This is a genomic window from Burkholderia latens (assembly GCF_902499045.1).
GTDB lineage: Bacteria > Pseudomonadota > Gammaproteobacteria > Burkholderiales > Burkholderiaceae > Burkholderia > Burkholderia latens.
Genome location: NZ_CABVPL010000021.1, coordinates 72,628 through 98,925, shown reverse-complemented (window position 1 = coordinate 98,925; position 26,298 = coordinate 72,628). Strand labels below are relative to the sequence as shown.

Annotated in this window: 25 protein-coding genes; 10 read left to right on the top strand and 15 right to left on the bottom strand. The window is 68.5% G+C overall.

Annotated features, from left to right (window positions below; genetic code table 11):
- Nucleotides 1-79 precede the first annotated feature (79 nt).
- From BSE24067_RS16580 to BSE24067_RS16565, 4 genes are all read right to left on the bottom strand, one after another.
- Nucleotides 80-379 carry a putative quinol monooxygenase gene (locus BSE24067_RS16580; protein WP_151066010.1) on the bottom strand — a complete coding sequence of 100 codons (300 nt, stop codon included), beginning with the start codon at nt 377-379 and terminating at the stop codon, nt 80-82.
- A 93-nt stretch (nt 380-472) separates the two neighbouring features.
- Nucleotides 473-1,531 (bottom strand): NADP-dependent oxidoreductase, encoded by a 1,059-nt coding sequence (locus BSE24067_RS16575; RefSeq protein ID WP_151066009.1) that lies wholly within the window; start codon nt 1,529-1,531, stop codon nt 473-475.
- A gap of 196 nt (nt 1,532-1,727) precedes the next feature.
- The gene (locus BSE24067_RS16570) at nt 1,728-2,348 is read right to left on the bottom strand and encodes a TetR/AcrR family transcriptional regulator (protein ID WP_151066008.1); all 621 of its coding nucleotides are present in this window, start codon (nt 2,346-2,348) and stop codon (nt 1,728-1,730) included.
- Nucleotides 2,349-2,471: 123 nt separating this feature from the next.
- Nucleotides 2,472-3,509, bottom strand: coding sequence for a DNA-binding protein (locus tag BSE24067_RS16565; RefSeq protein WP_151066007.1), 1,038 nt, complete (start codon nt 3,507-3,509; stop codon nt 2,472-2,474).
- 445 nt (nt 3,510-3,954) lie between these two features.
- Between BSE24067_RS16565 and BSE24067_RS16560 the strand changes: the two genes are divergently transcribed.
- The 3 genes from BSE24067_RS16560 (at nt 3,955) to BSE24067_RS16550 (ending at nt 6,876) form a co-directional block, all read left to right on the top strand.
- Nucleotides 3,955-4,620, top strand: a complete 666-nt coding sequence (locus BSE24067_RS16560) for a cation diffusion facilitator family transporter (protein WP_151066006.1) — start codon at nt 3,955-3,957, stop codon at nt 4,618-4,620.
- Nucleotides 4,621-5,122: 502 nt separating this feature from the next.
- Complete coding sequence (locus tag BSE24067_RS16555; RefSeq protein WP_151066005.1) at nt 5,123-5,539, top strand: helix-turn-helix domain-containing protein; 417 nt, start codon at nt 5,123-5,125, stop codon at nt 5,537-5,539.
- A 2-nt stretch (nt 5,540-5,541) separates the two neighbouring features.
- Entirely contained in the window at nt 5,542-6,876 is a 1,335-nt protein-coding gene (locus BSE24067_RS16550) for a type II toxin-antitoxin system HipA family toxin (RefSeq protein WP_151066004.1), read from the top strand.
- Nucleotides 6,877-7,134: 258 nt separating this feature from the next.
- On the opposite strand, the gene BSE24067_RS16545 is transcribed toward BSE24067_RS16550, so the two are convergent.
- A complete protein-coding gene (locus BSE24067_RS16545; protein WP_151066003.1) occupies nt 7,135-8,262 on the bottom strand; it encodes a 4-hydroxyphenylpyruvate dioxygenase family protein in 1,128 nt (375 codons plus the stop codon).
- Nucleotides 8,263-8,627: 365 nt separating this feature from the next.
- Here BSE24067_RS16545 and shiA point away from each other — a divergent pair, with 365 nt between their 5' ends.
- Together shiA and BSE24067_RS16535 are read left to right on the top strand one after the other, a co-directional pair.
- Nucleotides 8,628-9,935, top strand: a complete 1,308-nt coding sequence (gene shiA, locus BSE24067_RS16540) for a shikimate transporter (protein ID WP_151066002.1) — start codon at nt 8,628-8,630, stop codon at nt 9,933-9,935.
- 199 nt (nt 9,936-10,134) lie between these two features.
- Nucleotides 10,135-11,436, top strand: a complete 1,302-nt coding sequence (locus tag BSE24067_RS16535) for a UDP-N-acetylglucosamine 1-carboxyvinyltransferase (protein ID WP_151066001.1) — start codon at nt 10,135-10,137, stop codon at nt 11,434-11,436.
- A 196-nt stretch (nt 11,437-11,632) separates the two neighbouring features.
- Here BSE24067_RS16535 and BSE24067_RS16530 read toward each other — a convergent pair whose 3' ends face one another.
- On the bottom strand, nt 11,633-12,220 hold the full coding sequence (locus tag BSE24067_RS16530) for a hypothetical protein (protein WP_174904798.1): 588 nt from the start codon (nt 12,218-12,220) through the stop codon (nt 11,633-11,635).
- A gap of 203 nt (nt 12,221-12,423) precedes the next feature.
- On the opposite strand from BSE24067_RS16530, the gene BSE24067_RS16525 reads away from it, so the two are divergent.
- Complete coding sequence (locus BSE24067_RS16525; RefSeq protein WP_151065999.1) at nt 12,424-13,197, top strand: IclR family transcriptional regulator domain-containing protein; 774 nt, start codon at nt 12,424-12,426, stop codon at nt 13,195-13,197.
- Nucleotides 13,198-13,239: 42 nt separating this feature from the next.
- On the opposite strand, the gene BSE24067_RS16520 is transcribed toward BSE24067_RS16525, so the two are convergent.
- From BSE24067_RS16520 to BSE24067_RS16500, 5 genes are all read right to left on the bottom strand, one after another.
- Nucleotides 13,240-15,540 (bottom strand): ATP-dependent DNA helicase, encoded by a 2,301-nt coding sequence (locus BSE24067_RS16520; protein WP_151065998.1) that lies wholly within the window; start codon nt 15,538-15,540, stop codon nt 13,240-13,242.
- On the bottom strand, nt 15,537-17,237 hold the full coding sequence (locus BSE24067_RS16515) for a VRR-NUC domain-containing protein (RefSeq protein ID WP_151065997.1): 1,701 nt from the start codon (nt 17,235-17,237) through the stop codon (nt 15,537-15,539). Before BSE24067_RS16515 ends, BSE24067_RS16520 begins: the two co-directional genes overlap by 4 nt.
- Before the next feature lie 118 nt (nt 17,238-17,355).
- A complete protein-coding gene (locus BSE24067_RS16510) occupies nt 17,356-18,234 on the bottom strand; it encodes a MipA/OmpV family protein (protein ID WP_151065996.1) in 879 nt (292 codons plus the stop codon).
- 206 nt (nt 18,235-18,440) lie between these two features.
- Nucleotides 18,441-18,752: an ATP-binding protein gene (locus BSE24067_RS16505; protein WP_096498664.1), complete on the bottom strand. Its 312-nt coding sequence runs from the start codon at nt 18,750-18,752 to the stop codon at nt 18,441-18,443.
- Nucleotides 18,753-19,049: 297 nt separating this feature from the next.
- Nucleotides 19,050-19,349, bottom strand: a complete 300-nt coding sequence (locus tag BSE24067_RS16500) for a hypothetical protein (protein WP_151065995.1) — start codon at nt 19,347-19,349, stop codon at nt 19,050-19,052.
- A 148-nt stretch (nt 19,350-19,497) separates the two neighbouring features.
- Between BSE24067_RS16500 and BSE24067_RS16495 the strand changes: the two genes are divergently transcribed.
- The 3 genes from BSE24067_RS16495 to BSE24067_RS16485 all read left to right on the top strand — a co-directional run bounded on the left by BSE24067_RS16495 (nt 19,498) and on the right by BSE24067_RS16485 (nt 21,066).
- Nucleotides 19,498-19,746, top strand: a complete 249-nt coding sequence (locus BSE24067_RS16495) for a hypothetical protein (protein ID WP_151065994.1) — start codon at nt 19,498-19,500, stop codon at nt 19,744-19,746.
- A gap of 332 nt (nt 19,747-20,078) precedes the next feature.
- Nucleotides 20,079-20,510, top strand: a complete 432-nt coding sequence (locus BSE24067_RS16490) for a CBS domain-containing protein (protein ID WP_151065993.1) — start codon at nt 20,079-20,081, stop codon at nt 20,508-20,510.
- Between the two features lie 67 nt (nt 20,511-20,577).
- A complete protein-coding gene (locus BSE24067_RS16485; RefSeq protein WP_151065992.1) occupies nt 20,578-21,066 on the top strand; it encodes a PRC-barrel domain-containing protein in 489 nt (162 codons plus the stop codon).
- Nucleotides 21,067-21,093: 27 nt separating this feature from the next.
- On the opposite strand, the gene BSE24067_RS16480 is transcribed toward BSE24067_RS16485, so the two are convergent.
- From BSE24067_RS16480 to BSE24067_RS16465, 4 genes are all read right to left on the bottom strand, one after another.
- Complete coding sequence (locus BSE24067_RS16480) at nt 21,094-21,672, bottom strand: DUF4142 domain-containing protein (RefSeq protein WP_244130464.1); 579 nt, start codon at nt 21,670-21,672, stop codon at nt 21,094-21,096.
- A 116-nt stretch (nt 21,673-21,788) separates the two neighbouring features.
- Complete coding sequence (locus BSE24067_RS16475) at nt 21,789-22,334, bottom strand: hypothetical protein (RefSeq protein ID WP_151065991.1); 546 nt, start codon at nt 22,332-22,334, stop codon at nt 21,789-21,791.
- 81 nt (nt 22,335-22,415) lie between these two features.
- Complete coding sequence (locus tag BSE24067_RS16470) at nt 22,416-22,826, bottom strand: BON domain-containing protein (protein WP_151065990.1); 411 nt, start codon at nt 22,824-22,826, stop codon at nt 22,416-22,418.
- 38 nt (nt 22,827-22,864) lie between these two features.
- Nucleotides 22,865-24,850 carry a hybrid sensor histidine kinase/response regulator gene (locus tag BSE24067_RS16465; protein ID WP_151065989.1) on the bottom strand — a complete coding sequence of 662 codons (1,986 nt, stop codon included), beginning with the start codon at nt 24,848-24,850 and terminating at the stop codon, nt 22,865-22,867.
- Nucleotides 24,851-25,226: 376 nt separating this feature from the next.
- Here BSE24067_RS16465 and BSE24067_RS16460 point away from each other — a divergent pair, with 376 nt between their 5' ends.
- Entirely contained in the window at nt 25,227-26,267 is a 1,041-nt protein-coding gene (locus tag BSE24067_RS16460) for a sigma-54 interaction domain-containing protein (RefSeq protein ID WP_151065988.1), read from the top strand.
- The last annotated feature ends 31 nt before the right edge of the window (nt 26,268-26,298 follow it).

Sequence of the window (26,298 nt, the reverse complement as noted above, 5' to 3'; positions counted from 1 at the left end):
CGTTGCGCCATGCAGCGGCTGCTGCCGCGCGGCCCGGGTGGGAACGAGCCGCGGCGGGAATGCTTCACTTCAATCCGGCTTATTCGGCCGCGTCGATGCCCGACAGCACCTTGATGACGGGCGGCGCCGAGAACCAGTCGGCCGACTTGCTGCGAAACGCGGTGAAGTGCGGACTCGCGAGGTGCGCGTCGAATGCGGCCTGGTCGTCGTAGATCTCGAACAGATGCAGCGCCGGCGAACCGTCCTGCTCGCGGAACAGGTCGTAGCGGCGATTGCCCGGTTCGGCGCGGGTCGCCGTGACCATGCTGCGCAATTCTGCCTCGACGGCCTGCGCGTGCTCGGGCTTCGGAAACACCGAAGCCATTACGTAAAGCGCCATGTGTTCACTCCTTGGGAAAACGGAATCGAGGATGCCACAAGCTGGCGTCGCGCGACGCCAGCGTGCAAACGAACGGAACTCGAATGGATCGCGTCAGGCCAGTTCGTCCGGCCCCACGCGCACGACGACCTTGCCGAAATTCTTGCCGGCGAGCAAGCCGATCAGCGCGTTCGGCGCATCGGCGAGATCGGGAATCACGTCCTCGCGTGTCTTGACCTTGCCCTGCGCGACCCACTCGCTCATCTCCTTCAGGAACGCCGCATAGCCCGTCGCATAGTGGTCGAGAATGATGAATCCCTGCATCCGGATGCGTTTGCGCAGAATCGTGCCCATCAGCGCCGGCACGCGGTCGCGACCGGTCGACGCCGCGGTCTCGTCGTAAGCGGCGTCGTTGTAGTGCGCGATGATGCCGCACACCGGCACGCGCGCATGGTCGTTGAGCAGCGGCCACACTGCGTCGAACACGGCGCCGCCGACGTTCTCGAAATAGACGTCGATGCCGTTCGGGCAGGCTTCCTTCAGCTTGGCTGCGAACTGCGGATCGCGATGATCGATGCACGCGTCGAAGCCGAGCGTGTCCTTTACGTACGCGACCTTGTCGGCGCCGCCCGCGACGCCGACCACGCGGCAGCCCTTCAGCTTCGCGATCTGGCCGACCACCGCGCCGACCGCCCCGCTCGCGGCGGCGACGACCACGGTTTCGCCGGCCTTCGGCTCGCCGATCTTCAAGAGGCCGGTGTACGCGGTGAACCCCGGCATGCCGAGTACGCCGAGCGCATACGACGGATGGGCGAAGTCGCGGCCAAGCGGAATCAGGTCGCTGCCGTCGGACAGCGAATAGTCCTGCCACCCGCCGCCCGCGACGACCAGGTCGCCTTCGCGATATGCGGGCAAATTCGATGCGACGACGCGGCTGACCGTGCCGCCGACCATCACGTCGCCGAGTTCGACGGGCGGCGCATACGACGGCGCGTCGCTCATTCGGCCGCGCATGTACGGATCGAGCGACAGCCAGACCGTGCGCAGCAGCACCTGGCCGGCGCCGGGCACCGGCACGGCGCCGGTCTCGAGGCGGAAGTCGTTCGGGGTGGGCGCGCCGACCGGGCGCGAATTCAGGACGATTCTGCGGTTTGCTGTGTTGCTTTGCGGCATGGGAATCTCCGTCAACAGGAATGGGCGTGCAACGGGCACGACCGGATCAACGTTGGGCACTCGTGATGCGCATCGCGGCGGCTGTCCCGGCCAGCCGGCAGCGTCGCAGCGATGCGGTGAAGCAATCCGGCTTCGGCGTAAGTAGACCAGTCGTCTAGCCCTCGCGGAAAAACAAGGCGCGCCAAAGCGCGCCGGGTTATGCCTGCTCGCCGTCATCCGCGACGGACGGCAGGTTCAGCATACGCCGCGTTTCGCGCATCGCGCGTTCGAGCGGTTTGCGGTTGCGGTGAATCTTTTCCAGCAGCGTGGCGCCGAGCCACAGCTCGTACAGGATCGCGGCCGTATGCGCCGGATCGTCGACGCCGCTCAACGACCCGTCGGCCAGCCCGGCCTCGATGCCGCCCGCGAGCCGCTCGATGATCTGGCTGGTGCCGCGCCGCAGAACCGCGCGCATCGACTCGGACAGATCGGACACCTCCGCGCCGAGCTTCACCGCGAGGCACTTGCCTTCGAGATCTTCCGCGCACTGCGTGTGCAGCCAGTTGCGCCAGTACGTCATCAGGCGCTGCGCGCCCGTGCCGGCCTGACGCTCGAGCAGATTGTCGAGATGCTCGAGATAGCCGTCGAAATACGATTCGAGCAGCGCCTCGCCGAATGCCTCTTTCGAGCCGAAGTAATGGTAGAACGAGCCCTTCGGGATCCCTGCCGCAGCGAGGATCTCGTTCAGACCGACCGCCGAAAACCCCTTGTGGAGCATGATCGGCTTCGCGATATTCAGGATGTGCTGGCGGACTTCCGCGCCTGAAGATGCATTCATGATGACGTATGGTAGCAACGATTAGACCGGTCGTCTAGCAAAGTCGAGCCGGCGAATTGAGCGGCACTTTACCCGAATCGCGACGCGTCGCGGGCGCGTCGTCACCCGTCTATCGCGCGGATGTCATGCGGGTTTGGGAGCGCGCTTCCGAATGACGGGCTTGGCCGCGCGCAGCGTGCCGCCGGCCGGGCGGCCCGGCGCCCTGCGCATGGGGCCGCGTGTTGCTCGTTCGGCTCGTTCCACTCGCTCGGTGCGTTCGGCGCGCAATGCGTCGAGTTCGGCGACGTACGCCGCGTTCGCCGCGCGCGCGCCGTCGAGCTGGCCTTCGAGCATGCCACAGCGATGTTGTGTGTCGGCCAGTAGCGCCTGCAGCGTCGCGAGATCCTTACGGTGCCGTGTGTCGCGCTGTTCGGCGCGCGCAGCCGCCGCGTCAAGTTCCTTTTGCAGCCGGGCGGCGGCGAGCCGCTCGCGGTCGATCTCCTGAAGCGCCCGTTTTTCCGATGCACGCAGACGGTCCTCGGCGCGGTTTGCGTCGTCGCGCAGACGATCGAGCTGCGACGTGAAATCGGCGCGGGCCTGCGCCAGTGCGCGATCGGCGTCTGCGTTGTCGGACTTCAGCCGGTCGACTTCCGCTTGTAATGCTCGGCGCGATGCTTCGTCGGCCGCCCTCGCCTGCTCGAGCTCATGGATGCGCACCTGCGCGGTCAGCAATGCCGCCGTGCGTTGCTCGAGCGCCGTTTCGGTGCGGGACAACTCCGTTTGCAGCGCGGCGACCTCCGCTTTCGCCGCCGTGCGCTCGGCCTCCACTTCGGCGCGCAACGCATCGAGCGCTGCGGCGGCTTCCGTGCTCGACCGATTCCATAACGCGGCGACCAGTTCGCCGGCTGCCGCCTGCAGGTCGGCCGGAAGGTCCGGATGCTCAATGCGAACGCGGCTCTTTTCCCGCAATTCGGCCCAGAACTCGCCGAGCACCGCGGTGGGCGTGCTCATGCTTCCCTTGCGCACGAGCTGGTAGAGGCGGTTCGCGGTCGGCGTGATACCGAAACGGAAGAACATCAATGCACAGACCTCGCGGTACAGCTCGCGGGTTTTGGGGAAATTGGCCTTCAGCCGGTCGATTTCGGCGATCAGGCGGTGTTCGTGGGCGGCGAGGTCGGACATGGCTGAGTTCGCATGGAATTTTTGTGAATAATATAACGTAAACCGTTAAATATCCAATCATAGCCGCTCTGATGTTTGACATTATTTCTATAATGTCGAGCTTCCAGCGCCGCACGGCCGTTCTTCGGTGTCACGCAACCCGTGCGCTTAGTCGCGTTCGTATTGCCGCTCCTCTCCCGCCACGCCTTCTTGAAGCTCAAGACGCGTCGACGACCGGTCTTCACCTGTTGCGTGGCCGCGTCCGGCTCACATTCCGACTGCCCCGCCCGCTGAGCGCCGTCAAGAATCGAGTCGCCGTAGTGGCGGCCAGTCCTCGGCCGTGGCCCGCGGTCCGCGGCACGCTTTGCCGCTTGACCGCGCCTCTGCTCCCCGTCGCTGTCACGTCCGTGCAATCGGCAACCGGTAGCGTTCCAGGCTGCTCACTCTTTCGACAGACAAATCCGCCATGCAACGCACCTCGCGTGCCATGCCCCACGTTTATGCGGCCACGTCCCGCGTTCTCGCTGTCAGTCTCGCGATCAACCTGCTGTTGCTCGTTGCGGAGGCGGTCGCGGCATGGTCCGCACATTCGTCCGGGCTGTTTGCCGACGTTGCACACGCTGCGATCGATCTCGCTGCCGACACACTGATACTCGTAGCCTGCCGGCTCGACGCGCGTCTGCCGCCGGAACGGCGCCCGGCGTACGAGCCGCTCGCGCTGGCGGGGCTCGGTGCGTTGCTGGTCGCGACGGGCGTGCAAATGATCTGGCATGCGGCGAGCCGGTTGGATGCGCCGCCCGCAGTGCAACCCGATGCGATGACGGTCGCGCTGATCGCCTTCACGTTGACAGGCAAGGCCGCGCTGTCGCGCTGGATGCTGTGCAAGGCTCGCGAAACCGGCTCGGCGCTGCTCGAAGCGAGCGGCTGGCATGTGCGGAGCGACGCGCTGTCCGCGTTGCTGGCGGCGCTGGCGACGTGTGCCGCGTGGGTCGGCCTGGGCCGGCTCGACGATGTCGCGGCGGTTGCGATCGGCGTCGTGGTGATTCGGACGGGCGCCGGATTCATCCGGCGCGGTTGCGCGCAATGGCCCGCATTGTCGGCGTGGGTAAATCGTTCGACGCGGGGATTGTGACGACGTGAGACCTGATGAAGCGCAAGTTTCGGCCACGCGCAGTGTAGGTGCCGCTCGCCTTTGCCGGCGGCTCATGAAACGAACGAGGCTCGCACTGCACGAGCGTCTTCTGCAACAGCACGTATCGACCGTATCGCCGTACGCCGCACGTTGACCATCGCCAATGTGCCGGCAGACGAACGCGTGCGTCGTCAACCGATGTAGGGCTGTACAGCGCGCGACGTCCGTCACGCCGAAAGCGCCGCACTCCCCGGCAGGATCGGCCCGAGCGTCGCTTGAATCACGTCCGTCTTCGAGACGTCGCGCCCAGATGCGTGCGCGCCGCGCATTGGCGCCCGCTGCGGGCCGCGTGATAGTGGGCTACCGGCGCTCGGCGAATGTCCGTCTGACAGGCTATCATTTGTTTTTATCAAATACAGTTTATGGTTTGTATTTTGACGATACATACCATAGACTGTATTTTTCCAATACAAGCGATCGCCTGTCATCTCGCGGAGAGCCTATGGCATTCCCTGTCCAGACCTTGAGCCAGTTGCGCCCGATCCTCGTCGGCTTCCGGAAGTCGGCGGGGTTCACGCAGGCGCAGCTCGCCGCCCGCCTCGGCGTGACGCAGCAGTCGTACGCGCAGCTCGAAGCGAATCCGTCCGCGGTCAGCATCGACAGGCTCTTCAAGGTGCTGAACGTGCTCGGCGTTCGCCTGACGCTCGAGCCCGCTACGCCGGACGTCGCATCGCCGCCCGACACGGCGCCCGCGCCCACGGCCAAGCGTGTGGCGGCCGCGCGACGGCGTTCGTCCGATACGTCCGATCCACCGGCCCGCCCGCCAGCCGCGGCGAACGCGCGATCCGCCGCCGAGCGAAAGCGCGCCGCCGCCGCGGCGCCGCGCAAGCCTCGCGACACCAAGCGGGAGGACTGGTGACGATGGCCCGCCGCCCTCGCCACGACCGCCTCGGCCTGTGGATGAACGGCATCGCGGTCGGCTACTGGGAAGTCCGGCGCGGCGTCGAGCGCCTCGTGTACCTGCCGGCGTGGGTCGACGATCCGCAGGGGCGTCCGCTGTCGCTATCGTTGCCGTTCACGCCCGGCAACCAGCCGCACCAGGGCGCGATCGTCGCCGATTATTTCGACAACCTGCTGCCGGACAGCCAGCCGATCCGCCGCCGTATCGCGCAGCGCTACCGGCTCGGGTCGACCACGCCGTTCGAGCTGCTCGCGTCGATCGGCCGCGATTGCGTCGGTGCGCTGCAGCTGTTGCCGCCCGACGACGCACCGGCCGACCTGCAGGCGATTAATGGCGCCGTACTCGACGACTCGGCCGTCGCCGACGTGCTGCGTCACGCGACCGCCGCACCGCTGCCCGGCCACGCGGAGCCCGACGGCGAGCTGCGCCTGTCGATCGCCGGTGCACAGGAAAAGACCGCGCTGCTGCGCCACGGCAATCGCTGGCTGCTGCCGTCCGGCAGCACGCCGACCACGCATATCTTCAAGCTGCCGCTGGGACGCGTCGGCAACATGCAGGCCGACATGCGCACGTCGGTCGAGAACGAATGGCTGTGTTCGAAGATCGTCGCCGGCTACGGCCTGCCCGTCGCCGCATGCGACATCGGCCGCTTCGAGGATCAGAAGGCGCTGATCGTCGAGCGCTTCGATCGCCGGCCGTCGCGCGACGGCACGTGGATCCTGCGGCTGCCGCAGGAGGACATGTGCCAGGCGACCGGTACGCCGTCCGGCGCGAAATACGAATCCGACGGCGGCCCGGGCATCGCGACGATCATGGGCATCCTCGCGAATTCGGCCGAGGCCGCGCAGGACCGGATCAACTTCTTCGTCACGCAGCTCGTGTTCTGGGTGCTCGCGGCGATCGACGGCCACGCGAAGAATTTCAGCATCGCGCACCTGCCGGGCAACACGTATCGCAGCACGCCGCTGTACGACGTGCTGTCCGCGCATCCGATCATCGGCACGCGGCGCAATCAGCTGCCACCGCGCCGCGCACGGCTCGCGATGGCCGTGTGCGGCAAGAACCGCCATTACGTGATCGGCGACATCCAGCCGCGCCACTGGATCGCGCAAGGTGCGCGCGTCGGCCTGACCGAGGACGACGTACGCGCGGCGATGGCCGGCGTGGCGGCACGCACGGAGCCGGTGATCGCCGACGTCGCGTCGCGCCTTCCCGCGGATTTCCCGATGGACGTGGCCGATGCGATCTTCGACGGGATGCGCCGCCACGCGCGCAAGCTGGCAGCGGCCGATTAGCGGCATGCGCAACTCGGTTGCGCGTTCCGGCCCGACTATGCGCCGGCGCTTCGCCGATTCCGCGCGCTCGCTCGGCTATCCGCCGAGCGAGCTGCCGTCACCGTTGAACAGCCGTCGCTGCGGCGCATGCGGCGCGGACGCGGCGGATCGCCCGGCGTTCCCGATCGAGATGCTGCAACGTATGTTCGATGCGATCGGCCGTGTTCGCGCAGTCTGCAAGATCGGCGTGATCGCTCGCGCTGCTGCGACCGTCGCCGCTCAACCGGCGTCGCGTGCGCGCGCGAGCGCTGCGAGGTTGCCTTCTCCGAACCCGTGGTGCCCCTGCCGCTGCACGATCTCGAAGAAGATTTCGCCGGGCCGGCGTTTGACGAAGGTCTGGAAGAACAGGCGCGGCACGCCGTCGCTGCCGACTTCGCCGTCGACCAGCACCGCGCGGCTGCGCAGCGCATCGAGATCGACACCATGCCCCGGCAGCCGCGCATCGACCTCGTCGTAATAGCGCGCCGGCGGCTCGATGAACTCGACGCCGTTCGCACGCAGCGCATCGACGCTCGCGAGGATGTCGTCGGTCGCCAGCGCGACATGCTGGACGCCTTCACCCGGATGGTCCGGCAAATACGCATGCATCAGCTCGGTGCGGCGCGTGCCTTCTTCATAGACCGGAATCCGCACCGCGCCGCACGGCGACACCATCACGCGCGATTCTTCCGACACATGCCAGTGCGCGTCGATTTCATGGATTTCGCGGAAGTGCAGCAGGTCGTGGTAGAAGTCGAGCCATTCGCGCATGCGCCCGGCGCCGACCGTCTGCGTGAAGTGGTCGACCTGCTGCAGGCCCGTGCCCGCGCAGTGGAGATCGGCATGCGCGGTCGCGATGTCGATCGGCCGGAAATCGATGTCGAAGATCGAGATGTCGCCGACGCCGCCCCGCTGGCCGCCGCGCCCGCGCCAGCGGTCGACGAAATAGAGGTGCGAATCGCCGATTCCCTGGATCGCGGGAATCTTCAGCTCGCCGACCCCGATGCGCTCGCCCTCGAACGCCCACGCGCCGAGCTCGATCGCGCGCTCGAACGCGCGCCGCGCGCTGGCCACGCGCAGCCCGATCGCGCAGACGCCCATTCCGTATTCCTCCGCGTAGCGCGCCGCGAAGGAATCGGGCTCGGCGTTGATCAGGAACTGCATCTGCCCTTGCCGATACAGCGTGACGTTCTTGCTGACATGGCGCGCGACCGCCTTGAACCCGAGTTGCTCGAAGCGTTGCGCGAGCGCGTCCGGCACCGGTGCCGCGAATTCGACGAATTCGAGTCCGGCCATCCCTAGCGGATTGGCGGCCGGATCGGCAACGGGCGGCGTATCGCTGGACAGGGGGTGGGAAGTGCCGGGCATTCCAGTCTCCGGGGGCATGCGTTGGATGGGGATGACGCCCGGCGTGCGCGGCACGCCCGGCCGATCGTGTGGCGGCCGGACATCCGCCCGATCCGGGCGAGGTTTTGATGGTCCCGATTTTAACCAGATCGTTCACGGCGGCACACCCTGGCTGAACGGGATATCGGCCGCTCGCCTGGTGCAAACCCCAAAATCGTTCGATGATCGCACGCAATCGAACGATAATCGCTCGCGCTGGCCGATCGGCCGATTGCAGGGACAGAGCGCGCGCCCTATCCTCCGTTCTCCCTTCGCCTTTGACTTAATGCAGCGTCAGGCGCGGCGCCGCCACGATTCCGCGATGCGCCGTGCCAGGAGACTCCGCCATGACCCCCACCTTCGACACCCTCGATGCGGCCGCGAGCGCACGCGCGCGCAGTCAGGCCCGCAAGGCCGCAATCGGCAGCTTTGTCGGCGCCGTCGTCGACTGGTACGACTTCCTGCTGTACGGGATCGTCGCCGCGCTCGTGTTCAATTCCGAGTTCTTCCCGAAGGTCGGCCCGACGATGGGCACGCTCGCGGCGTTCGCGACCTTCGGCGTCGGTTTCCTGTTCCGTCCGCTCGGCGGCGTCGTGTTCGGCCATTACGGCGACCGGCTCGGCCGCAAGCGGATGCTCGTGCTGACCGTGATGCTGATGGGGCTGTCGACCGTCGCGATCGGCCTGTTGCCGACCTTCGCGACGATCGGCTGGTGGGCGCCCGTGCTGCTGGTGCTGATGCGCGCGATCCAGGGCTTCGCGGTCGGCGGCGAATGGGGCGGTGCGGCGCTGATGGCCGTCGAGAGCGCGCCGAAGCGGAAGAAGGCGTTCTACAGCAGCGGCGTGCAGGTCGGCTATGGCGTCGGGCTCGTGCTGGCCACCGGAATCGTGTCGATCCTGAGCCATACGCTCGGCGAGGCCGCGTTCAAGTCGTGGGGCTGGCGCCTGCCGTTCGTGTTCAGCATCGTGCTGGTGCTGATCGGGCTGTGGGTGCGCAAGAGCATGGACGAGTCGCAGGAGTTCATCGAAAAGGTCGAACACGGCAACCGCAAGCTGCGCCTGCCGGTGCTCGAGGCGCTGACGCGCCATCCGAAGGCGTTTGTGCTGATCGTCGCGCTGCGGCTCGCCGAGCTGTTCACGATGTATATCGTCACCGCGTTCGCGCTCAGCTATTCGACGTCGAACCTCGGCCTGTCGCGCGACCTGTTCCTGAACATCGGCCTGCTGGTCGGCGCGGTCAGCTGCGTGACGATCCCGTGCTTCGCGTGGCTCGCCGACCGCTTCGGGCTGCGCCGCATCTACCTGGTCGGCGCGCTGATCGGCCTTGCATCGGCGGTGCCGTTCTTCGTCGCGCTGGAGTCGCGCTCGATCGCATGGATCGTGCTGTTCTCGATCCTGCTGGCCAATGCCGCGCACGACATGGTCGTGAGCGTCCAGCAGCCGCTTTTCACCGAGCTGTTCGGCGCGGAATACCGCTACAGCGGCGCGGGCGTCGGCTATCAGTTCGCGAGCGTGGTCGGCGGCGGATTCACGCCGTTCATCGCGGTGGCGCTGGTCAGCCTGGCCGGCGGTTCGTGGCATCTCGTCGCCGGCTATCTCGCGGTGGGCTGCCTGATCTCGCTGGTCGTCGCCGCGCGGATGCGGGCAGCGCAGTGATCGCGCGACCGGATGGCCGGCCCGACTCGCGGCCGGCCATTTCAACCACGGGTGCCGGTTACGGCGAGCCGCTCCGCCCAACGTCAAACACCGTCAATCGTGCGCGCGGAAGCCCTTTTTCCGCTCCGAACATTCCACGCCGGCCGCCGACCAATGGCATCATATGGGCCTACGTCAGTCACCGATACGCCCCCATATCATGTCGAATCTCATCGTCCACGGCGGCACCCCGCTGCGCGGGGACATCAAGCCGTCCGCGAACAAGAACGCCGTCCTGCCGATCCTGTGCGCCACCCTGTTGACCGATCAGCCGCTGCGCCTCGTCGGCGTGCCGGACATCACCGACGTGCGCAAGATCCTCGACATCTTCCGCACGCTCGGCAGCGACGTGTCGGTCGACTTCACGACCGGCATCCTCGATCTCCACCACCGCAACACCACGTTCGACCCGGCCGTTCATCGCCTGCCCGAAGCGATGCGCTCGTCGATCATGCTGATTCCGCCGCTGCTCGCGCGTTTCGGCGTCGCGCGCCTCGAAAACGACGTGAAGGGCTGCACGCTCGGCGTGCGCGAAATCGATCCGCACGTCGAGGTGTTCGAGCGCTTCGGCGCGCACATCGAGCGCACGCCCGATTCGCTGATCGTCCGTGCCGACGGCCCGCTGACAGCCAACGATCACTGGCTCGACTACGCGTCCGTCACGACTACCGAGAACTTCGCGTTGTGCGCGACCGCGGCGAGCGGCACGTCGACGCTGATGAACGCGGCGTCCGAGCCGCACGTGCAGGAGTTCAGCCAGTTCCTCGCGATGATCGGCGTCGCGATCGAAGGCATCGGCACGTCGCGCCTGTGCGTGACGGGCGGCGGCAAGCTCGGCGGCGGCGAATTCCGCTTCGCCGAGGATTTCCACGAGATCGCGACGTTCCTCGCGCTCGGTGCGATCACGGGCGGCGACATCAGGGTCCGCAACTCGTCGCCGGAGCATTTCCCGCTGATCGACCGCACGTTCGCGAAGTTCGGCGTGAACGTCACGCATCGCGACGGCTGGTCGCGCGCGGAACGCGACGGCCCACTGCGCGTGCGCAGGCCGTTCACGCAGAACATCCTGACCAAGGTCGAAGCCGCGCCGTGGCCGTACCTGCCGGTCGACCTGCTGCCGATCTTCATCGCGCTCGGCGTGCGCGCGGAAGGCAGCGCGATGTTCTGGAACAAGGTGTACGACGGCGCGCTCGGCTGGTCGGGCGAACTGTCGAAGTTCGGCGCGCACGTGCTGCTGTCGGATCCGCACCGGCTGATCACGTTCGGCGGGCTGCAGTTGACGCCGGCGCGCGTCGAGAGCCCGTACATCATCCGTGTCGCGATCGCGTTGCTGATGGTGGCCGCGAGCATCGAGGGCCGCTCGGAAATCATGAATGCGCTGCCGATTCGCCGCGCGCATCCGCATTTCGTCGAAAACCTGCGTTCGGTCGGTGCGAACGTCGAGTGGACGAGCAGCGAGTAAGGTTCGTACCGATGCGGCGCGCGTCATGGTCGCGCCGCATCCCTGTTCTTGCACCTTCCTGCCGTATCGGCCGCTTCGATGAGCGGCCGCGTAATGCGCTGCCATCGGCTGCCATCGGTTCACCTGAGCGCACCTCGTGCTGCTTCACTCCTCTCCCCGCAGTCCACGCCAGCCCGATGAGGCGTCGTCGGGACGTCTACTCCCACGATCCGACGACTTGTTCCCGCTCGCGGAAAAGCAGATTCGGATCTGTCCAATTGCCGAGACGTAAGCTCCGGCCATAGGCTGCCTTCCTGGCCCGGCGGATACCGCCAAAAACCGCGCTCCCGCGCTTCATCAGGAAAATGCAACGCTTATGGAACCTCGCTTCACCCTGGCGCAGATGCGCGACGTCTGGATCGATGCGTATCGCCGCGCCGACGTCGAACAACTCGCTTTCGTCGCAAGCCCGTACTTCTTTGTCCAGCACGAGGTTCGCATTCGCACGAAAGCGCAATTTCTTGCGCGAATGCGCATCGTGGCGGCCGAGCGCGCGCCGGACAGCCTGGATATCGAATACCGGGACGAGACCAAGCAGATCGTCGTGCGCTGGCAATCGGCGACGATAACGGGCATCGGGTCGGTCTGGATCAACCAGGCAATCGATTCGCGGTTCGATTTCGTCGAACAGTGGTACGTGATCGACGCGCGATGGCGCATTGCCGGGCTGCGTTATGAACAGCGGTAAGCTGGAGCGTGCCGAGCCCGCACTCCCCGGCCGGCTCAGTGCGAGGCGCTCGGTCATCCCGCCTGAACCTGCAATCGCGGCGCAGCGTGCCCCTGAAGCGCCTCAACGGCAGCAGTAGCATTGACGTAACGAACGCTATATCTGCACGATCCGATTGACGAGCAAGGCGGATCGACTGCTCTCCCATTACACCGTTACCCTTGAATTCGCGCGATAATCGCCCACTCCCGCGCGAATATCGCGCACCCTGCCCGCCCGCGATGACGAAAAAGCCCGACCTCGACCGACGCGACTGGATTGCCGGCCTCGAAAAAGGACTGATGATCCTCGAAGCGTTCGACAGCCAGCACGCACGCATGACGCCCACCGAGGCCGCGGCCCGCACCGGCCTCACCCGCACGGCCGCGCGCCGCTACCTGCTGACGCTCGAATCGCTCGGCTACGTCTATTCCGACGGCAAGCTGTACGGCCTCACGCCGCGCGTATTGCGGGTCGGCTGGTCGTATTTCGATTCGGCACGCCTGCCGCGCACGGTCCAGCCGTATCTGCAGCAACTGAGCGCGTCGCTGAACGAATCGGCGTACGTGAGCGTGCTCGACGGCTGGGATCTCGTGTTCATCGCCCGCAACGGCGTGTCGCGCGTGATGACGACCGGCTTCGTGCTCGGCGCACGCGTGCCGGCCCCGCTGACGTCGCCCGGCGTCGTGCTGCTCGCGCATCATCCGGATCGCGAGGCCGTCCGCGCGTGGCTCGACGAGACCGAACTCGCGCCGTTCACGCCGCACACGATCACGAACAAGCCGCGCCTGCTCGAACAGGTCGACCGCGCGCGCGACGCGGGCTTCGCGGTGATCGAGCAGCAATTGCAGGTCGGCGTGCGCGGCATCGCGGTGCCGCTGAAGAATCGTCACGGCGAAGTCGTCGCCGCGCTGAGCACGAACATGCCGATCGGCGCGGAATCGACCGACGCGGCCGTGCGGCGCGTGCTTCCGCATCTGCAGGAAACCGCGCTGGCAATGCTGAACGTGTTGTAGCCGCAGTAGCCACGCTTACGACACCCGGCCTGCGCGACGGCATCACCGGATCCGCCACCATCGCGGCAACAGATCGCGCACCTCGCGCCGCCGGTAGCGATCGTCGATCAGATGCACGACGCCCTCGTCGTGCTCGGTGCGGATCACGCGCCCGGCCGCCTGCACGACCTTCTGCAAGCCCGGATACAGGTACATGTAGTCGTAGCCGTTGCCGAAACGCGCGTCCATCGCGCGCCGCATCTGCTCGTTGACGTCGTTGACCTGCGGCAGCCCGAGCGTCGCGATGAACGCACCGATCAGCCGCTCGCCGACGAGGTCCACACCTTCGGAAAACGCGCCGCCGAGCACCGCGAAGCCTACCCCGCGTCCGCCCGTGTCGAAGCGCGCAAGAAACGCGTCGCGCTCGCTTTCTGCCATGCCGGGCGCCTGCGCCCACACGGGCACGTCCGGATGGCGCGCCTGCATCAGTGCGACGACGCGCCCGAGATAGTCGAAGCTGCTGAGAAAACCGAGATAGTTGCCGGGCCGCGCCGCATACTGCGCGGCGATCAGGTCCACGATCGGCTCGAGCGAACGGTCGCGATCGCGCCAGCGGGTCGACACATGGCTCGCGACGCGCACGGTCAGTTGCTCGGCGCGAAACGGCCCGTCGACGTCGAGCCAGCCCGTATCGGCCGGCAGCCCGAGCGTGTCGCGATAGAAGTGAAACGGGCTCAGCGTGCCGGAAAACAGCACGGTCGCGCGCGCGGCTTCGTAGCGCGGTGCGAGAAAGCCGGCCGGAATCACGTTGCGCACGCACAGCGTCGACTGGATGCGACGCCGGCGGCCGGCCGGCGCGACGCCGTCGAACCCCGCCTGGCGCGGCGTCGGCTCGCCGTGCAGCATCGCGTCGAAGATCGACGCGCTGTCGAACGCGTCGGCCAACACGCCGAACTGGATCGCCTCGAAATGAAAACGCAGCAGCGCATCGTCGTTCGCGCGCGGCGCATCGATCAGGTGTTCGCCGATCGCCGCGACGAGGTTCTGGACCGCCGACACGATCGGGCCGGGAATGTCCGGATACGCGGCGTAACGCTCGGCCTGCGCGCGATTGAGCGCACCCCACGCGCGTGCGAGCCGGTCGAACGCCTTGCGCAGCGCCGCGGGCGCCGCTTCGCGCGCGGCCGCGAACGCGAACGGGTCGAGCGACGCGCTGTACATCTTGCGGGCGCGATCGAGCAGGTTGTGCGCTTCGTCGACGAGCACGCCGACGCGCCACTGGTTCTGCTGCGCGAGCGTGTGCAGCATCGCGCTGCCGTCGTAGTAGTAGTTGTAGTCGCCGATCACCATGTCCGACCAGCGCGCGAGCTCCTGCGCGAGGTAGTACGGACAGACGTCGTGCGCGAGTGCGGCCGCGCGTACGGTGCCGCGATCGAGCAGTCCCGCACCGATCGCCGCATCGCGCGCGGCCGGCAGCCGGTCGTAGAAGCCCTGCGCGAGCGGGCACGATTCGCCGTGACACGCGCGGTCCGGATGCTCGCACGCCTTGTCGCGCGCGACGAGTTCGAGCACGCGCAGCGGCAGCGCCGGCGTACCGGCGCCGAGCGTCGTCGCCGCCTCGAGCGCGAGCGCGCGGCCGGGCGTCTTCGCGGTCAGGAAGAACACGTGATCGAGCTCGCCCTCGCCGCACGCCTTCAGCAACGGGAATATCGTGCCGAGCGTCTTGCCGATGCCGGTCGGCGCCTGCGCCATCAGGCAGCGTTCGTCGCGCGCGGCCCGATAGACAGACACGGCGAGCTCGCGCTGGCCGCTGCGGAACTGCCCGTGCGGAAACGTCAGCGCCCGCAGCGCCGCATCGCGCGCGGTTCGATGCGCGCTCTCGCGCTCGGCCCAGCCGACGAAGCACGCGCACTGCTCGGCGAAGAACGCGGCGAGCGCGCTTGCGCTCAGCGTTTCCGTCAGTACCGTCTCGCGCTCGGACACGATGTCGAAATACACGAGCGCGACGTGGATTTCCGCAAGGCCGCGGGCCTCGCACATCAGGTGCGCATAGACTTTCGCTTGCGCCCAGTGCAGCGCGCGATGATTGCCCGGCATCGCGTCGAGGCTGCCGCGGTAGGTTTTGATTTCGTCGAGCCGGTTCGCGACCGGGTCGTAGCCGTCGGCGCGCCCGCGCACGGTGAGCGTGCCCCAGGTGCCGGTGAGCGCGATCTCGGTTTCGTAGCGCGCGCCGCGTTTCGACGTGACGGCGCCATGACCGGCGATGCCTTCGAGCGCGGTCGGCGCGGGCGTGAAGCGCAGATCGAGATCGCCGCGCCGCGCGGTGAACTCGCACATCGCGCGCACCGCGACGACATAGCTCATGCCGACAGCCCCGCCGCTTCGGCCTGCCCGATACCGACGCCCGAGCCCGCCCATTCGACATCGACGACACGCACCGGCATCCCGTGCGCGATGCAGTACGCGAGCCAGCGTGTCTGGTTGTCCTGCAGGCGATCGCCGGGCCCCTTCACCTCGATCAGCTCGTAGCGCCGCTCGCCGGGCCAGAACCGCACGAGGTCGGGCAGCCCCGAACGGTTGCTGCGAACGTCCGCGAGCAGGCGCGTGAACCACAACCGCAGATGCTCGGGCGGCAGGCAAGCGAGCGCCTGGTCGAGCAGCTCGTCGGTCAGCACGCCCCAGAACACGAACGGCGATTGCAGCCCCATCTTCGTCGCGTAGTGCAGGCGAATCGTGTCGCGGTACGCGCCCGAATCGAGTTGCGCGAAGCACGCGGCAAACGCGTCGGCGCGGCGCAGCGCGAAATCGGGCGCGTGCAGATCGGCCGGCCCGCGCTGGAACGGGTGGAAGAACGCGCCGGGCACGGCCGCGAACACGGGCTCCCAGCACAGCAGACCGAACAGCGAATTGATCAGCGTGTTCTCGACGTAATGCACCGGCGCGTCGGGCTGGGCGAGATGGTCGCGCACTGCGAATTCGACGCAGACGAACGCCTCCGGGCGCGCCAGCACGAGCGTCTCGCGCGGCGCGCCGGGCGCGGCGGCCGCTCGTTCGACCGGCTGCCCGAGACGGCGCTGCAGGCGCGGCAGCATCCGTTCGACACGCTGGCGCTCCTCGTCGCTCTCGAATGCGCCGCGCGCGTCGAGCGCCAGCGCGAGCGCGTCGTCGTCGCGCCCGCAGCGCTCGAGCACGCGAATGCGCCGGTGTCGGCTGCCCGGCCACTCGCTGCGCGCATACGCGTCGAGCGCGGCGTTCCAGTCGCCGCGCCGTTCGCAGGCCTGCCCGAGCGCGAACAGCAGCTTCGCGCGACGCGTCGCGAGCCACGGCTGCGTGCAGCGGACCGCATCGATCGCGTGCAGCAAGTCGTCGAACGGCAGATCGTCGGGCCACCCGCCGAGCGCTTCGCGGCACGCTTGCAGCGCGAGGTACGCATCGACGTCGTCGCGGTGCTGGAACGCGCGCGACGACGGCGCGATCGGCACGCTTTCGTACTGGAACACGCCGAGATCGGCGAGCACGAATTCGCTCCAGTCCTGATGCAGATTGCCGAAGAACATCAGCCGCAGCCGGTCGCACAGCGCGCCGACGGTCACGCGCAGCACGCGATCGTCGGCCTGTGCGCACCACGCGTCGAGCGGCTGCGCGACGGCGTGCCCGGGCCGCAGCCGTTCGAGCCAGTCGGGCTTGCGCTCGCCGGCGTGCGCGGCAAGCGACGGGAACATCTTCAGCAGATCCGCCTTGGTCGACAGCGCGAACAGTTCGTCGAGCGTGAGCGCGGGGGCCGGATCGACCCAGTCGAGTTCGACGAGCGGCGCGGCGGCCGCGAGCGTGCTGCCGATTTCGTCGTACACGAGCTTGCTCGCGCGGAAGTCGGTGGCGGTGCGCATCAGCATCCGCACGAGCAGCGCGCGCGACGCTTTCGGCAACTGCGCGAACTGCGCGAGAAACGCGTGCTCGTGCACGTCGAGCAGGTCGTCGTAACGCTCGCCGAGCCAGGCCAGCGCGCGTTCGAAATTGGTCAGGTAGTAAAACGCCGGGGGCGTCGGCGATGCAGGCGTCACGGGGGATCGATCACTGTACGTTTGTACAGGTTCGAATCATATCAAATGTGCCGGAAAACGCCGCACGCGGACCGCACTGCGCAGCCGCCCCGGCTTCGGCACCGCAAGGCCGGGTGGCTCAGAACTGGTAATTGACCGACATGTCGAACACGCCGTTCGTCGACTGCTGCGTGATCGGGCTGCGCCGGGCGCGGCCGACGAGCTGTTCGATCGCGCCATCCATCGTCACGAACCAGTGCTTGTTGACGAACCAGACCATCGTCACGCCGGCGCCGAACGACTTCATCCCGGCGCTCGCCGAATAAGCCGGCAGCCCGGAACGCGCGGACGCGCCCGGGTTCACGCCGAACCAGCCGTTCATGTAGCGCGAGTCGGCGAACGACACCGTCGGCCCGGCGAACCAGAAGAAGTGCTCGTTGCTGCCCGGCATCGGCATGTACGCGGAGAAATCGCCGACCCAGCCGTTCGAGCCGCCGATGCTGCGCCGCACGTCGGCACGCAACACGAGCGGAAATTCCTTCGAGATCACGTAATCGGCCGCGAGTTTCATCACCGGGGCCGCGTTGATGTTGTCGAGGCCGTTCAGGTGATCGAGATCGTCGGCGGAGCGGCGTCCGAGGTCATAGCCGACCGACAGGCTCACGCGCCAGTTCGGCCCGCGCAGCACGTTCGCGCCGAGCCCGTCGCCGGTCGACAGGAAGAACAGGTCGCGATAGCGGATGTCGAGGTTCGGGCCGCCCATCACGCGATAGCGGTCGGAGCCCGCGTAGCGCGGCTGCAGCGTCATCGCCGCGCCGACGCTCACCTGCCACGTACGCACGTTCGGATCGAACAGCTTCTGCAGCGGGACGCCCGCCGAGTACTGCCACTCGCCGAGCGGCGAAGGCGTCTGGGCCGACGCATCGCGGGCGCCGGCGGCCATGAGTGCGGCGAAGGCCGACAGGCCCGTGACGAAGCGGCGAGTACCGGGTGACAGCAACGGGCGAGCAACGGTCATCAAGATGGTCTCCGTCGGTTGCGCTGAAGGCGCCTGAAGGAAAACGCGTCGCGTCTGTCCGGCTGCATCGGCAGACGGTCGACGGCGCGAACGTAGCGTGCGCTGAATAAGTGAACATCCTACGCGACGCGCGTGAAGCCGCAAAGCGCCCGTCGAGCACGGGCACTTTGCCGGTTTCCGGCACGAGCCGGCGGAAAATTGCGGATTCAGAAACGTTCGACGTGATAGTCGCCGGCGAGCGCGGCGGGGCTGCGGGTCGACATCATCCGCGAAAACCCGTCGGCGAGCCGGCCGAGCGCAAGCTGCTTCTGGCTCGCGTCCCAGTGCGTATAGGTGTCGTACGCGGAATCGTCGAACGACACGGTGACGGCGACCGGCCGGCCGCTGGCGCGAAAGCCGATATGCAGCACGCCGCCCGGCAGTTCCTCGATGTGGTAACGCAACGAACGCGATTCGAAATAGCGGCCCAGCACCTGAGCGATCGCGCGCTTGTCCGGAGATTGCACGTGAATGTCCATGATGGTCCTCCTTTCAGTGATCGCGCGGCCGGCGGCGGTCCGCTGCGCGGTCCCGGCATTCGCATCGGCGACGGCTGCGACGGCGGATCGCCGTGCGGCGGGCCCGGCGGCACGGGCGGATCGACCGGATCGTCGTGCTCGGGCAGCGTCGGGTCGGGATCGACGTCGGGCGTCGGTTCGGGACGGTGCAGCATGGATGGCGTGTTCATGTCGCTCCTGCGCGGCGGCTCGCGCGTGTCGATTGGCGCGGCGACCGTACGCAATCACCGTGCCCGTTCGCGCGTGCGACGCAGCCGGTCATGCGTCGTAAGCGGCCATCACGAGCCATATCGTCCGCCCTTCGGCGGCGAGCCGGACCGCGAGCGCGAACGGATCGGACGGCGCGCAGTGGGCGGCCAGCGCCCGCTGCGCGCTGGCGGGCCCCGTGTAGACCGTATGGTTCAGCTCGCGCACTTCTTCCTTGCCGTCGAACACGCGCCGCTCGGGCCGATAGACCCGCGATTCGCGCTTCCAGGTGTCGAAGCGCTCGCGCACATCGTCGAAATCGCCGCCGCACGCGTTCGCGTCGTAACGTATCCTTTTCGTGGGGTCGTTCATCACGATGTCCTTTCGTCCATGCCGGCGGCTCGCGGCGCGTCTGTCGATGTGCTGGCCGGCCTCCGACGCGCGACGGCTGCAAGCGTCATGCCGCGCGTCCGCGCAGGTACGGCGCTTGCGCCCCTGCAATCCGTAAGGAGGTTCGATCATGACCGCTCACGCCACCGGCCGCCGCGACGCCGTGTCACCGGCCGCCGGACCCAGCCTCTTCGCCGCATCGCGCAAGCGGTCCGACGACAAGACGGAGGAGCGCATCGACGAAGGGCTCGAGGAGACGTTCCCGGCCAGCGATCCGCCCGCCGTCGGCGGCGCGACCCGCATCGACCCCGCCAAGCCGTCCGGCGAACGCGACAAGCGCAAGCCCGACGCCCCACCACCGCCCCGCGATCACGGCTGACGGCGGCACCCCGGCCCTGGACGCGCGGCAGCGCTGCGCCGGGCCGGCACGACCGGAGTGAAGTGATGAAACGCATGGAACGAGCCTGGAACGAAGTCAGCGGCGCCGCGGGCGTCGCGGCGCTTGCCGCGATCGAGAGCGCGGTGGTATTCGCGATCGTCGTGATGACGGGCGTCGGCCACTGATCGACGCGCGCCACGGCTGCCGCCGTGGAAGATGTACAACCCGGCTGGCAAATTTCTCCGTGCCCCGGCCGCACACGCGCAACGCGTACCGGCCGCATGCGGCACGCGTCCTGCTACCGGATCGTCTCGCTCACTAAGGAGGCGTTCATGTATCGCGTCAACGAGATCATGTCGCGCGACGTGGTGTGCGTCGCGCCCACCGACACGATTCGCCATGCGGCCGCATTGATGCAGCGCTTCGACATCGGCGTGCTGCCGGTCTGCGACGGCGACGAACTCGTCGCGATCGTCACGGACCGCGACCTCGCGGTGCGCGCGCTGTCGCATGGGCACTCGCCCGACACGCCGGTGAAGGCCGTCGCGTCCGCACCCGTCCAGTGGTGCGTCGAGGACGACGGCGTCGGCGACGTGCAGAAACGCATGGCCGACGTGCAACTGCACCGGATGCCCGTGCTCGACGCGCAGCACCGGATCGTCGGCATCGTGTCGCTGGGCGACATCGCGACACGCGCGGGCGGGCCGGCCCGCGACGAGCTGGCGAACACGCTCGAGGACGTGTCGCTGCCGCGGCGCCAATGATCGGCCGTCCTCTCACCCGCGCCGCGCGCGCGTCGTGCGCTGCGCCGCTTCGACCAGGAGGCAAGCGATGACAACCGACACACCTTCGCGCATCGTCGGCGACAACGGCCGCTCGTCCGGCGGCCCCGGCCCGGACGTGATGGCCGCCGGCACGCTGGAAGGCGACCGCGTGCTGACGATCGACGGCGACGACATCGGCAAGGTCACGAACATCATGCTCGACGTGCGCGCCGGCCGGATCGCGTACGCGGTCGTGTCGTCGGGCGGCTTTCTCGGGATCGGCGACAAGCTGCTCGCGGTGCCGTGGAGCCTGCTGACGCTCGACGTCGAGCGCCGCTGCTTCGTGCTGCCGGTCCCGACCGAGCGCGTGCGCGAGGCGCCGGGCTTCGACAAGGACCGTTGGCCGTCGATGGCCGATCCGGCGTGGGCCGAAGCGGTGCACGCGCACTACGGCGCTGCGCCGTACTGGTTGATCGAGGAAGGCGAAACGGCGCTCGACTCGCCGCCGTACGAGGCATCGCCCGGCGGCCCGGAGAGCGACACACGACGACACTGACGAGCGGGTGCGCGGGCGCGGTCCCGGTCAGTGCGCGGCCGCGACCGACTTCGCGAGTTCGCGCGCGGCGCTCAGATGAGCACGCAGCGTCGGCAGCGCGGCGGCCGCGAACGCGCGAAGCTGCGGGTCGCGGCCGTCGCGCGCTTCGGTTTCGTACAGCCTGATCGCCGCTTCGTGCGCCGCCGGCCCGGCGATCGCGACATACCCGGCGTCGAATGCGCGCCCAGTCCTGGCGCGCAGCGCCGTCACGGCCGGATCGACCAGCATCTTCGTCTGCACCGGCACGCCTTTCTGCGCACCGAGCTTGCGCAAATCCGTGGTCATGCGGTCGTGATCGTCGAGCATCTTGCGCGCGAACGCCTTCACGCCCGGGTCCGACGAGCGGTCGAGCGCGAGCTGGCTCGCCTGCAGTTCCGTCTTGCCGATGATGCCGGCCTTGTCGACGAATTCGGCATCGATGCCGGTCGGCCGCCGCGTCATGTCCGCTTCGTCGGCCGTCTCGCCGGGACGAATCACGCCCGGCGCGACGTGCACCGACGATGCTGGCGGCGCCGGCGCATTGCCTGTCGCGCCGAACGCCGCCGCGAACATCCCTGATACCAGCATGCATGCGGCGGCGGCGAGCACGACGGAGCGGCGCGCATGCCGGCCGGGCAGTCGCCCCCGCACCGCGTTCGCCGCGGTCCGATCCAGTCCGGCCGCGCGCTTGATGAACGTGCCCGTCATGCCGGACGATGCGCGGACGTGAAGAAATCCGTCCACGCGCCGTTGCTCCACGCGCCCTCGACGCGCTCGATCGACAGCGCGCCGGCCGCCCGCAGCGTGCGCTCCGCGAACGTCGCGGTGCGGCGCGTCACGTGCGCGGCGAGTACGACACCGTTCTCGCACTCCTTCAGCGCGCCGTGTCCTTCCGGCGCGTCGCCGCGCATCTTGCCGAGCGCGCCGCACAACGCGCCGACGTAGCCGCCGACCAGCGGCACGCCGATCCACGCAAGCGGCGAATGGAGCCCGCCCAGGTACAGCAGCGCGGCTCCGGCCAGCCCGACGACCGCGCCGATGCCCACGCCTTCGAGCGCGCCGAGGCCGCCGGGGCGCGCCGCGGAATCCGCATACACGTCGCCGCCCAGCCAGAACAACGCATGCTGCCCCGGTGGGTTGAGAAAGAAGACCTTCACGTCGTCCCGGTGCATGGCGTGGCCGCGCAGTTGCGCGGCACAACGCTCCGCCTGCTCGAGCGTCGAGAAACGGCCCGCGATGATGGTGTCCATGTCGAACTCTCCTGCACGGTGCCGCGCAGGGCCGCAAGGCGCGCGACGCCCGACCGGCCCGACGCTTGCCCGCGCATCACGTTACTTCCGGCGGATTTGCAGCCTGTCGCGCACGCCGCTCACGCCGGGGATGTCGTGCACGACGCGCACCGCGGTCGCATGTTGCCGCTCGTCGGGCACGCTGCCCGTCAGCTCGGCCACGCGGCCGTGGACCTGCACGTCGATGTCGTCGGAGGCCAGCCCGCGCTCGGCGACGAGCGCCGCCCGGATACGGGACGCAAGGGTCGCATCGCGCAACTGGCCGCCCACCGCCGACGCCTGGCTCGCGAGCTTCGTCCGCACGCTCTCGTCAGCCGACGCGCTGCGCGGCGTCGCGATCCACACACACGACAGCAACAGTATGCGCGCGATCGGCACGACCGGCAGGATGCGTGTGACGCGTGCGGCGCGGGCGCGGATGCCGTCGCGCGGCGTATGGTCCGGTCGTCTCATCGTGCCTCCCTGTGTGGTTGAGCGGGCTGCGCCCTGCCTCAATGGCGGCGCTGGCCGCCGGATGCGGTGTCGACGGGCGACACGTCCGCGATTACGCCGGCGAGCGTCGGCATGTCGACCGGCTTGGACAGATACGCGTCGAAGCCGGCGGCCATCACGCGGTTCCGGTCGGCCGAGCCCGCGTGCGCCGTCACCGCGACGACGGGCACGTGCCTGCCGCCGTCCGGCAAGTGGCGGATGTGGTCGAGCAGCCAGAAGCCGTCGCCGTCCGGCATCGCGAGATCGGACAACACGACGCTCGGGCGCTGCCGGGCGATCACGCCGAGCGCATCGCGGCCCGACCGCGCGGTGGACACCTGCGCGCCGAGCGTTTCGAGCGCCGCCGCGAGGCTCGCGAGCGACGTCGCGTCGTCGTCGACCACGAGCACGCGCTGGCCATCGAGCGCGACGGCGGCCGACGCGCCGCCCGGCCGCAGCGGGCGGCCCGTCGAATCGTCGTCGCCCCACTCCGCCGGCAGCGTGACCGTCACGGTCGTGCCGCGTCCGGCGCCGTCGCTGGTCGCCGTGACCTCGCCGCCGTGCAGCCGTGCGATGTTGCGCACGATCGACAGGCCGAGCCCGAGCCCGCGTTTCGGCGACGCCGACGCGCCTTGCGGCCGGTTGAACGTATCGAACAGATGCGGCAGGCGTTCCGCGGCAATGCCCTGCCCCGTATCGGCGACCGACAGCCGCACGCGCGCGCCGGCGCGGGCCAGCGATACCGTGATGCGACCACCCGCCGGCGTGAACTTGATCGCGTTCGACAGCAGGTTCGTCAGCACCTGGCGCATGCGCTCGCCATCGGCCGAGATCACGCACGTCGGCAGTGCGCACTGCGTGGCCAGCTCGAGGCCGTTCGCCTGCGCGGTGCCGGCGACTTCGCGCACCGCGTCGCGCACGATCCGCACCAGGTCGACCGGCGCACGTTCGAGCCGCATCCGGCCGGTCGCGAGCGACGATGCGTCGAGCAGATCGCCGACCATCCGCGACAGCGAGCGCGCGCTGCGGTCGATCGCGTCGATCGCCTGATGCGCGAAGCCCTGACCCTCGACGCTGCGCAGCACTTCGACCCAGCCGTAGATCACGTTCAGCGGCGTGCGCAGCTCGTGCGACACGGTGGCCAGCAACTCGTCCTTCATCCGGTTCGCTTCGTCGGCCTGCACGCGCGCGTCGCGGGCGCCGCGCAACGAACGCAGGTGGCGCCGTTCGTCGTTGCGGCGCTCGTGCGCGTCGCGCAGCGTGATCGACATGCCGGTGCAGTTGCCTTGCGCATCGACGATCGGCGATGCCGCGAAGGTCGCGCGAAAGCACGTGCCGTCGCGGCGCACGCACAGAATGTCGAGCGGGCCGGCCGCCGCGTGCGCGCGCGCGAACGAAGCTGGAACCGGATGCCGCCGCAGCCAGCGCGGCGCGATCAGCGTCGTGACGTCGCGCCCGATCACGGCTGAGGCGTCGATGCCGAAGATGCGGCGTGCCGCCGGGTTCCAGCTGGTGATCCGCCGCGCCGCATCGACGCCGACGATCGCGTCCGGCGATGCGTCGACCACGCGCCGCAGCAGCACGTCGTCGAGCGCGCGCGCGGCGGGCGCCGGCTCGGCCCGCACCGAACGGGCATCGTCCTCGTCGGCGTCGTCGGCCCCGTGCAGCCGGTCGTTCGCCAGCAGCGGTTTGACGACCGTCACCAGCACGCATTCGATGAAACTGATCGCGACGAACGCGCCCGCCTGCGCGAGCCAGTCGGCCGGCGGCGCGGCCCGCCACCACAACGCGCTGATCACGGCGACGCTCGCGGCCGTCGCGGCGAGCCCGCCGACGAACGACGTCAGCCAGGCTGCGGCCGCGACCGCGGCGTAGAAAGGCAGCGGCGCAAACGGCGCATGCACGCCGACGACATGGATCGGCCACGCCTGCAGCGCGGACGCCAGCGCGACGGCCAGCACGACCCACGCACCCTGCCGAAACAGCTCACGGGTCAAGGTCCTCATCGTCTCCCTGCATCGCGCCGGCGGCCGTTGCTGGACGGCATGCGGCCTTTGCGGTCGGCATGCCGCGAAGCGTGCCGGGCGAGCGACAGTCGGCACGCAACGGGCGTACCCGTCGCGTCATCCCGGCCCGCGTCGCCGTGCCGCGCGTGGCGCGGAAATGTCCATGTTCGTTCGACCCCGCGTGCGCCGCGCATGAAACGGTAAAGATTGCGGATAACTTGCGCTTGTTTATCGGAGAAATGTAAAAACGCACCGCCAGGCCGAGTCCGCTGCCGGGAACCGGCAACGCTGCGTTGCGATCGCCGATCTCTAGCGCGCACGCGCCCGGCATTGGAAATTTCTATATCGCGGCACCTTCCCTTCCGTTCCGCTGTCGATGATAAATATTGCAACGAAGGGAATGCGTGGTGCCGATTTTCAAAACGGCCCGCTGACGCCTATGGCTGAAACCGCAAACCGTCCGAAGCAACGCGCCGACGCGCGCCGGCTGTCCGGCCGCTCCGCGGCGATGCGCACGTTGCTCACCCGTATCGAGAAAATCGCGCCGACTCGCGCGAGTGTGATGATTGCCGGTGAAAGCGGGGTCGGGAAGGACATCGTCGCGCGCCGGCTGCATGATCTGAGCGGACGCTGCAACGGGCCTTTCGTTCCGGTCAACTGCGGCGCGATTCCGGCGGACATCGCCGAAGCGCAGCTGTTCGGTCACGAGAAAGGCAGCTTCACCGGCGCGATCGCGCAGCGCGAAGGGTTCTTCGAAGCCGCATGCGGCGGCACGCTGCTGCTCGACGAGATCACCGAAATGCCTGCGTCGCTGCAAGTCAAGCTGCTGCGCGCGCTCGAATCGAACACGATCGTGCGCGTCGGCGGCACCGAAACGATTCCAGTCGACGTGCGCATCGTGTCCGCGACCCGCCACAATCCGGCCGAAGCCGTGTGCGACGGGCGGCTGCGCGAGGATCTGTTCTACCGTCTCGCCGCCTTCGCGCTGTACGTGCCGCCGCTGCGCCAGCGCAGCGGCGACGTCGAGGCGATCGCGCACGAGTTCGTCGACGCGCTCAACGCGCGGCACCGCTCGCACAAGCGGCTGACCGACGCGGCGCTCGCCGCATTGCGCGCGTATTCTTGGCCCGGCAACGTACGCGAGCTGCGCAACACGATCGAGCGCGCGTACATCCTCGCGGACGAAGGCATCGACATCGCGCTGCCGAAGCCGGCGCTGCAGCCCGACCACACGTCCGACGGTGCGATGGCGCTGCCGCTCGGCGCGACGCTGCACCACGTGCAGCAGCGCTTCATCGCCGCGACGCTGGAACACTTCGGCGGCAACAAGCCGCAAGCCGCCAAAGCGCTCGGCATCAGCCTGAAGACGCTCTACAACCGGCTCGCGCTGATGCGCGACAACGACCACCGCGCGTGAGCGTCGCCGCACGCGCGGTCGAGCGTGCGAG

What these genes read in the sequence shown, in the direction of transcription:
- BSE24067_RS16485 (WP_151065992.1), top strand. Translation starts at nt 20,578, where the DNA reads ATGACAACCGACACACCTTCGCGCATCGTCGGCGACAACGGCCGCTCG.
- BSE24067_RS16545 (WP_151066003.1), bottom strand. Translation starts at nt 8,262, where the DNA reads ATGCCCGGCACTTCCCACCCCCTGTCCAGCGATACGCCGCCCGTTGCC.
- BSE24067_RS16525 (WP_151065999.1), top strand. Translation starts at nt 12,424, where the DNA reads ATGACGAAAAAGCCCGACCTCGACCGACGCGACTGGATTGCCGGCCTC.
- BSE24067_RS16555 (WP_151066005.1), top strand. Translation starts at nt 5,123, where the DNA reads ATGGCATTCCCTGTCCAGACCTTGAGCCAGTTGCGCCCGATCCTCGTC.
- BSE24067_RS16560 (WP_151066006.1), top strand. Translation starts at nt 3,955, where the DNA reads ATGCAACGCACCTCGCGTGCCATGCCCCACGTTTATGCGGCCACGTCC.
- BSE24067_RS16520 (WP_151065998.1), bottom strand. Translation starts at nt 15,540, where the DNA reads ATGAGCTATGTCGTCGCGGTGCGCGCGATGTGCGAGTTCACCGCGCGG.
- BSE24067_RS16460 (WP_151065988.1), top strand. Translation starts at nt 25,227, where the DNA reads ATGATAAATATTGCAACGAAGGGAATGCGTGGTGCCGATTTTCAAAAC.
- BSE24067_RS16575 (WP_151066009.1), bottom strand. Translation starts at nt 1,531, where the DNA reads ATGCCGCAAAGCAACACAGCAAACCGCAGAATCGTCCTGAATTCGCGC.
- BSE24067_RS16580 (WP_151066010.1), bottom strand. Translation starts at nt 379, where the DNA reads ATGGCGCTTTACGTAATGGCTTCGGTGTTTCCGAAGCCCGAGCACGCG.
- BSE24067_RS16530 (WP_174904798.1), bottom strand. Translation starts at nt 12,220, where the DNA reads ATGACCGAGCGCCTCGCACTGAGCCGGCCGGGGAGTGCGGGCTCGGCA.
- BSE24067_RS16490 (WP_151065993.1), top strand. Translation starts at nt 20,079, where the DNA reads ATGTATCGCGTCAACGAGATCATGTCGCGCGACGTGGTGTGCGTCGCG.
- BSE24067_RS16565 (WP_151066007.1), bottom strand. Translation starts at nt 3,509, where the DNA reads ATGTCCGACCTCGCCGCCCACGAACACCGCCTGATCGCCGAAATCGAC.
- BSE24067_RS16480 (WP_244130464.1), bottom strand. Translation starts at nt 21,672, where the DNA reads ATGCTGGTATCAGGGATGTTCGCGGCGGCGTTCGGCGCGACAGGCAAT.
- BSE24067_RS16500 (WP_151065995.1), bottom strand. Translation starts at nt 19,349, where the DNA reads ATGAACGACCCCACGAAAAGGATACGTTACGACGCGAACGCGTGCGGC.
- BSE24067_RS16510 (WP_151065996.1), bottom strand. Translation starts at nt 18,234, where the DNA reads ATGACCGTTGCTCGCCCGTTGCTGTCACCCGGTACTCGCCGCTTCGTC.
- BSE24067_RS16495 (WP_151065994.1), top strand. Translation starts at nt 19,498, where the DNA reads ATGACCGCTCACGCCACCGGCCGCCGCGACGCCGTGTCACCGGCCGCC.
- BSE24067_RS16470 (WP_151065990.1), bottom strand. Translation starts at nt 22,826, where the DNA reads ATGAGACGACCGGACCATACGCCGCGCGACGGCATCCGCGCCCGCGCC.
- BSE24067_RS16550 (WP_151066004.1), top strand. Translation starts at nt 5,542, where the DNA reads ATGGCCCGCCGCCCTCGCCACGACCGCCTCGGCCTGTGGATGAACGGC.
- shiA (WP_151066002.1), top strand. Translation starts at nt 8,628, where the DNA reads ATGACCCCCACCTTCGACACCCTCGATGCGGCCGCGAGCGCACGCGCG.
- BSE24067_RS16505 (WP_096498664.1), bottom strand. Translation starts at nt 18,752, where the DNA reads ATGGACATTCACGTGCAATCTCCGGACAAGCGCGCGATCGCTCAGGTG.
- BSE24067_RS16465 (WP_151065989.1), bottom strand. Translation starts at nt 24,850, where the DNA reads ATGAGGACCTTGACCCGTGAGCTGTTTCGGCAGGGTGCGTGGGTCGTG.
- BSE24067_RS16570 (WP_151066008.1), bottom strand. Translation starts at nt 2,348, where the DNA reads ATGAATGCATCTTCAGGCGCGGAAGTCCGCCAGCACATCCTGAATATC.
- BSE24067_RS16535 (WP_151066001.1), top strand. Translation starts at nt 10,135, where the DNA reads ATGTCGAATCTCATCGTCCACGGCGGCACCCCGCTGCGCGGGGACATC.
- BSE24067_RS16475 (WP_151065991.1), bottom strand. Translation starts at nt 22,334, where the DNA reads ATGGACACCATCATCGCGGGCCGTTTCTCGACGCTCGAGCAGGCGGAG.